Genomic DNA, 6,903 nt, shown 5'->3' with positions numbered 1-6,903 from the left:
GCGAGTCGATGAGGCTGCGTGTAATGCTGGCTTTTCCTGTTTTCCTTATATATACTCATTCGATCCTAGTACTTCTGTTACGATCGTCTTCGGAGATACGGCTGCAGTAAGCGCAGCGCACTGTATCACCGTTTAACCTCATCGGTGAGGGAAACGTATTTTACTCCTGGATGCCATGGACCGCGCAGGAACACCCGAAAATCTTTTAAAATATAAAGAGGGGAAAACATGAGTTCGAATGTATCAGGTTCGCCACAGAGTGCCTCCAGACCGTCCCACAGAAATGCCCTGATTGCGATCGTGGTCGTTGTAATCCTGATTATAGCTGCGGTATCAGTTTACGCCGTGCTGCAGACAGGCAAAAAGACGGCACCGAACGACATACTCATAGGGACGCTGTATGCAAGCTCCGGTTCATTCGCGCAGCTTTCCGGATATCAGCTTTCCGGACTCAAGCTCTGGATAAACCAGACGAATGCGGCAGGAGGCTTATATGTCTCAAGCTATGGGAAGAAGCTGCCGCTCAAGCTTGTCACCTACGATGATCAGAGCAGCACGACAACTGCGACGACCGATTACACGAATCTCATCACCGTCAACCATGTCAACATACTGGTTGCAGATTTCGGCTCAACGCTGACTGCGCCCGCAATCTCCATTGCACAGGAGCACCATGTCCTTCTCTTTGATCCGACTGCTTCGACACCCGGGTTTTTCACTGCTTCAAATCCCTATGTTGTGGATCTGTCGATACTAGTTTCCTCCGAATGGCCGCTTGTCCTTTCGCAGTACCTCATAACCCACCGGACATCCATTTCCCGGATTGCAATACTCTACACGGATCAGGCATTCACGGCTGCACAGGCAAGCACCATCGACAGCCAGCTGACGGCCGTCGGCATAACGCCTGTCTACTACCAGTCGACTTCCGCCAGCAGCGCAGCGGAGTATTCCACACTGCTCCAGTCCATCAATGCGACATCCCCCCAGGCAGTCATAGAACTGGGCTACCTGGACAATGACATATCGTTCTACAGTGCGATGGCGGCAGACAGCATCCATTTCCCCTTCGTGTTCACCATATATTCCGGACTTTCATATTCGGCAGTCCTTTCTCAGTCACCTTCGGGGAGTCTCAATTACACCTACACATATGCCTCACCTCCGTTTGTGCAGTACACGAACGTTACGCTCGGCCCTACAACCTCCCAGTTCGTGTCTGACTGGCAATCGCTGTACGGAACGGTGCCAAACTTCAATGACATTGCAGGCTACAATGCAGGACTGCTGATAGGGAAGACTATTTCGGTGGCCGGAAATCTGAACCAGCTTGATCTCAGGCACGCTGCAAACCAGCTTTCGGGCAACACGACGACGCTCGAGGGACCTTTTGTGATTAACACGTCCACAGGCGCACAGCTGGGAATGCCTATGGACCTCATGCAGTACCAGCCCGGCCCGTCTGGCCTTAATCCGGTAGTAATATACCCGGAAAACGTGGCAACAGGTACGGCCATATATCCTGCGCCAGGAGTCGTGACGGCAAATGACAATTCGGCGGTCCAGGCAACGAATGCTTATTCCGGCTCTCCGATGCAGCACCGGGACTCCTTCAGACTGGAACAGTTTCCGGCGCTGATGCTGGCAAAGGAGGATTCTCGTGTGAACGGTGCCTGAACTCAGGGCTCGAATTTCGGATAAAGTGCCTCTGACATGCAGCTGTTCCTTGACGCCTTCATCACGTCGCTGATTTACGCCGCTTTCTTTTCGCTGGCGGCGCTGGGTCTCAATCTCATATTCGGTGTGATGAGGATCGTGAATCTCGCGCACGGACAGTTCATTGTGTTCGGCTCTTATGCCGCCATTCTGCTGCTGTCAAGCTATTCGGTCAATCCGCTCATGGCACTGCTTTTCATTGTGCCTGTTTTCTTCCTCGCAGGCATACCGCTCTATTATCTTCTCATCCCCAGGCTCCGCAAATCAGGAGATCCCGAAATGAGTTCGTTCATCCTCTTCTTCGGCCTCTCCTTCATCATGGAAGGGCTGGCGATTCAGTTTTTCGGTGTTGATTACAGGACCCTTCCCTACAGCTCGTTCAGGCCGCTGCACGTGAGCATTGCAGGAAGCACAATCCCCTTTGCATGGGTTGTCACTGCGGCAGTTTCAGTTTTATTCATACTGGTAATTTACGCATATCTCTACCACACCAGACTCGGACTGCAGACAAGGGCACTTATGATAAACAGGGATGAGGCCGCAGCCAATGGCGTAAATGCAGGAACAGTTTCGGCGATTGCGTTTTCCACGGGAGTGACGCTCGCTGCAATTGCCGGGGCGTTTTCCTCGTTCATCAGTTATCCCACCTCCCCGGACATAGGCGCAACCTTTACGCTCATTTCGTTTGCCATCATAATCATCGGTGCACTGGGTAATCCGCTGGCAACGCTTGCCGGTGGAGTGGTTTTTGCCTTTGCGTACGGCTACACCGAACTCTATCTGCCCAACATCTCGTCCCTGGTCCCGTTCGTTGTGCTCATAGCAATAATACTTGTCAGGCCTACCGGCCTTCTCGGGAGGAAGGTCCGTGAATTTTAGGGGATTTTTTCTCTCCGGAGGAAGGGGCATCAAAACGGATGCGGTCAAAATAGCTGTCCCGCTGGCGGCGATCTTCACGCTCGGTCCGGTTGTGACAGGCAACCAGAGCATACTGATGGAACTCGCTGTCTTTGTCATACTTGCCGACGCGCTGAACATCGTTTACGGCTTCACCGGTTATCTGCCGTTTGGATTCGGTGCGTTTTTTGCTGTCGGCGCATACGGAACGGCAATAATGATAGCGCATTATTCGTTCCCGGTGGGAATTGCGCTGCTCGTCGGCACATTTCTTTCCTGCGTCCTTGCACTAGTCTTCACGCCGCTCCTGAGGCTGTCCGGAGCATATTTTGCCATAGCAAGCCTTGCAGCGTTCGAGGTCCTCTATCTCGCAATCGGCAACACGTCGCTGACCTCCATTACAGGGGGCCCATATGGAATTTCATTCATTCAGGCATATTCGCCCAATGTGGACTATGCGGTGACCGCGGCTGTTGCTGTGGTGTCTGCACTCACAGTGGTGCTTCTGGCCAGATCGTATTTTGGAATTGCACTGAAGGCGATAAGGGAAGATCGTTTTGCTGTCGAGCTTGCAGGCGTAAACAGCCTGCGTTACAGAAACTATGCATGGCTGCTCTCAGCATTTTTTTCGGGACTTGCAGGCGGCCTGTTCGGCTGGTACCTCGGTTTCTTCTATCCTGAAGCGGTATTTTCGCTTACCGACTATTCTGTGCTCATCATAGTCTTTGTTCTGTTCGGCGGAAGGGGGACGGCATTCGGCCCGGTAATAGGCGCAATAATACTGTTCGCCGTCTATGAGGTGCTCATACTCTATTTCAGCAATCTGCTGCTCATAATATTCGGTCTGCTGCTTGTGCTGCTGATACTGTTCATACCGGATGGAATTGTCCCCATAATACGCAAACATTACGGAGGCATTTCATGAAGGAAAACAGCACTGTTCTGCTTGAAGCCAGGGGAATAACAAAGACATTCGGAAAGATGGAGGCACTGAGCAATGTGCATGTCGGCGTCGAAAAGGGGAAAATACTTGCACTCATAGGCCCGAACGGTTCCGGCAAGACGACGCTCATCAATATCGTTTCCGGTCTGCTTTTTCCGGACGAGGGGGAAATTCTTTTCGAGGGGAAAAATATATCGTCACTACCGCCGCACAGAAGATCGCACCTCGGAATAAACAGGACGTTCCAGATACCCCATCCGTTCGGCGGACTCACCGTAATGGAAAATGTTGAGATTGCTGTCCTTTTCGGTCAGGGAAAGCGGGATCCGACCGGCAGGGACATGGAGTCCGCCGTGGAGGGGATACTGAAACTTACCGGCCTCTCATCCTTCGCAGAGAAGAAAGCGGAAACACTGAACACCGGTCAGAAGAAAATGCTTGACCTTGCAAAGGCGCTGGCAACGAATCCGCGTGTGCTGCTCATAGATGAGCTTGCGGCGGGTCTCGGTGCGTCGGAGATGGACAGCGTCGTAAAACTCCTCAGGGAAATTGCAAAGAATATCGATGCGGTGGTTGTTGTCGAGCATGTAATGAGCTTCATCAGGAGAGTCACGGACGACGTCGTGGTGCTTGATGCGGGCAGGAAGATTTTCGAAGGAAGTTTCGAGGATGCGGTGCATGACGAAAGGGTAATGGAGGTCTATCTTGGAGCATCAAGAACTGTTGGAAATTAGAGGTGTCTCCTCCGGCTATGGTGCAATACAGGTCACCTGGGACTGCACATTGAGCGTAGGGGCCGGGGAAACAGTTGTCATTCTGGGCTCAAACGGGTCAGGGAAAACAACGCTGCTGAAGGCCGTTGCAGGGATGCTCCCCCTTTTTTCAGGATCGGTTATGTTCGATGGGGAGGATGTGACGAAGCTTCCCGTCTACAGGAGGGCCAGACTCGGCCTGTCGTACGTATCGGACAGCAGCATCTATCCGTCCATGACAGTAAGGGAAAACCTGCTGATGAGTTCGCTGAGAAGCGGCAGCAGATTCGGCGAGAAGATCGAAAGGGTGCACGGACTGTTTCCGGATCTCCTGGCATTCGACAGGCAGAGGGCTTCGGCGTTGAGCGGCGGTCAGAGGAAGATGCTGATGGTTGCAAGGGCAATCATTGCGGAACCGAAACTGCTTGTAATGGACGAGCCGTCAAGCGGTCTCTCTCCGCTGTTCACCGAAAAGATCATTGAAGTGCTTTCCACCCTGAAGAAGGAGGGGTTACCGATGCTTGTTTCGGAACAGAATATCGAATTTGCCGGACTTGCCGACAGGTTGCTCGTCCTCGATCATGGCAGGATAGTATTTTCGGGAACGAAGGAGGAAGCCGAAGAGAACGATTCAGTGAGAAATGCCTATTTTGCGATCTGAAACACGCCCCGGCAATCAATCTATATTGGAGGGACAATTCGCCTATCGTGCAGGGTGAGAGGCATTTCGATGTCGCTGTCGTAGGCGGAGGTGTCCTTGGAACATGCATTGCCTACTGGCTGACATCGCTTTTTGAGTGCAGCGTTGCGCTGGTGGAAATGGAGGCAAATGTTGCGGTTCACGCATCTTCACGCAACACCGGTGTTGTCCACAGGCCATTCTATCTCGACCCTGCAAGGAAGAGGATCTTTGCCCTTTCTGCACAGAAATCCTACGGAATGTGGAAGCGGCTGTCTGAAATCGCCTCCCTGCCCTGGAGGCAGCATGGAACGCTCGAGGTCAGCCCTGGAAGCGAGGGCGTACCGGGACTCGAACGCTACATGAAATGGGGCATGGCAAATGGAATGAAGGAGGGGGAACTTCTTCTTCTTGACAGAAATGGTGCGGGCGCCATCGAACCGGATGTGAAGTGCGAGGCAGCGCTTCTGTGCATCACTGATACTGCTGTCGACTACGGTGCCTTCACAGCGGCGGTGAAGTCAATAAGCGAAGGAAACGGACTCCGCCTCCTGCTGAACAGCAGATTGACCGGTGTTCACAGCAGTGAAGGCAAAACCATTCTTTCGCTCAGGAGGGATGGCGGTGATGCGATTATCACATCAGATCTGCTCATCAATGCAGCCGGCGGAAATGCGGTGGACATTGCGCACTGGATGGGGGCGGGGATGCAATACACGGATCTTCACTTCAGGGGAGATTACTGGAAGGTTCTTCCGGGACGGCTGCCGTCAGTAAGGCATAACATATACGCTGTGCCCGAACATTCGGAATTTCCATTCCTTGATCCGCATTTTGTCATACGGCATGACGGAGGAAGAGAAATCGGCCCCAACGCCGCAATGGTTGCCGGACCCTATCAGTACGCAGGCATGACCGCAGGATTCAGGCAGCTGATTTCAAAGGCGTTCGAGAGACCGCTCCTCCCGAAGGCAAAACTTGCGATCAGCAGGGAATTCGTTTCACTTGCAAGATCGGAATGGAGGAGCTCACTTTCAAAGGATGCCATGTGCGAACGGGTGAGGAAATTCATTCCGCTTCTTGAACCCGGCATGCTCGGAGACAGAGGATTTGGAGGCATAAGGAGCAACCTGATTGACAGAAACGGTTTCGTTCCCGAGGCAGTCGTGTTAGAAGGCGGAGAATCGCTGCACATACTGAACTACAATTCACCCGGGGCGACGGGAGCACCGGCATATTCGGCATATCTGGTAGGGCAGCTCGCGGGCCGCGGACTGCTGGAGCGATTCCATCCCAGGAAGGACAGGGACAGGCTTTGGAACAGTGACGCTGTTGCCTCACCCTGCTGACACGTTCCGGAGGCGGGAGTCTTATGGCAGTGGTTAAACATTTTACCTGATTGAAGGGGACAGAATTTTATGTGCGGACTCACAGAATCGGCAAACAGCAGTCCGCACTGCTCCGATTTATCGTCCGGATACCGCCGGAGAATAAACAAATGCCGCTGCCGAATTGCCAGAGGACAATAAGGCGCAAGTCAGACCACTAGGCTTTGGGACAAAATTCCTCCGAAGCCCGGAAACAGGCCGTCACACCGGCTGCTATGGGCACACGTATGCACTCGAAAATTTAACGTTTGTGAATGAATCGTTCGCAAAGCAGAAAAAGGCCTTTGTGCATTACCCGTTCATTGAGTGAAGACAGCACCAGGAAAGGGAGACACCTCCGGTCGAAGGAACTGAGGGAGGTAGCATCCTCGGTCAGGAACGGCACATTCACATATGAAGCAAGACCGAAGAAGTCTGTGGACTGGGCCTCATATGACGAGGCACAGATCAACGAACTCGCGGACATGCTCAATTCCATCAGGGATATCGTGGATGAGGCATGCGCGAGAATTGCTGAACGCCCGCCGG

At 52.8% G+C, this 6,903-nt stretch carries 7 protein-coding genes; all 7 read left to right on the top strand.

Features of this window, described 5'->3' with window-relative positions; all coding sequences use genetic code 11:
• Positions 1 to 228 precede the first annotated feature (228 nt).
• The gene (locus KIS29_11010; protein MBX8640854.1) at positions 229 to 1,677 is read left to right on the top strand and encodes an ABC transporter substrate-binding protein; all 1,449 of its coding nucleotides are present in this window, start codon (positions 229 to 231) and stop codon (positions 1,675 to 1,677) included.
• Positions 1,678 to 1,713: 36 nt separating this feature from the next.
• Positions 1,714 to 2,595 (top strand): branched-chain amino acid ABC transporter permease, encoded by an 882-nt coding sequence (locus KIS29_11005; protein MBX8640853.1) that lies wholly within the window; start codon positions 1,714 to 1,716, stop codon positions 2,593 to 2,595.
• Complete coding sequence (locus tag KIS29_11000) at positions 2,585 to 3,538, top strand: branched-chain amino acid ABC transporter permease (protein ID MBX8640852.1); 954 nt, start codon at positions 2,585 to 2,587, stop codon at positions 3,536 to 3,538. The genes KIS29_11005 and KIS29_11000 overlap by 11 nt, the downstream gene beginning before the upstream one ends.
• 56 nt (positions 3,539 to 3,594) lie before the next feature.
• Positions 3,595 to 4,290, top strand: coding sequence for an ABC transporter ATP-binding protein (locus KIS29_10995; protein MBX8640851.1), 696 nt, complete (start codon positions 3,595 to 3,597; stop codon positions 4,288 to 4,290).
• On the top strand, positions 4,280 to 4,969 hold the full coding sequence (locus tag KIS29_10990) for an ABC transporter ATP-binding protein (protein MBX8640850.1): 690 nt from the start codon (positions 4,280 to 4,282) through the stop codon (positions 4,967 to 4,969). The genes KIS29_10995 and KIS29_10990 overlap by 11 nt, the downstream gene beginning before the upstream one ends.
• 47 nt (positions 4,970 to 5,016) lie before the next feature.
• Positions 5,017 to 6,336, top strand: coding sequence for an FAD-dependent oxidoreductase (locus KIS29_10985; protein ID MBX8640849.1), 1,320 nt, complete (start codon positions 5,017 to 5,019; stop codon positions 6,334 to 6,336).
• Positions 6,337 to 6,677: 341 nt separating this feature from the next.
• Positions 6,678 to 6,903, top strand: a 226-nt coding sequence (locus KIS29_10980; GenBank protein MBX8640848.1) for a hypothetical protein, incomplete at its 3' end; no start/stop codon positions are given.

Source organism: Candidatus Sysuiplasma jiujiangense (assembly GCA_019721075.1).
Classification (GTDB): domain Archaea; phylum Thermoplasmatota; class Thermoplasmata; order Sysuiplasmatales; family Sysuiplasmataceae; genus Sysuiplasma; species Sysuiplasma jiujiangense.
The sequence above is the reverse complement of the archived record's forward strand: the minus strand, read 5'-3'. Positions and strand labels throughout refer to the sequence as shown.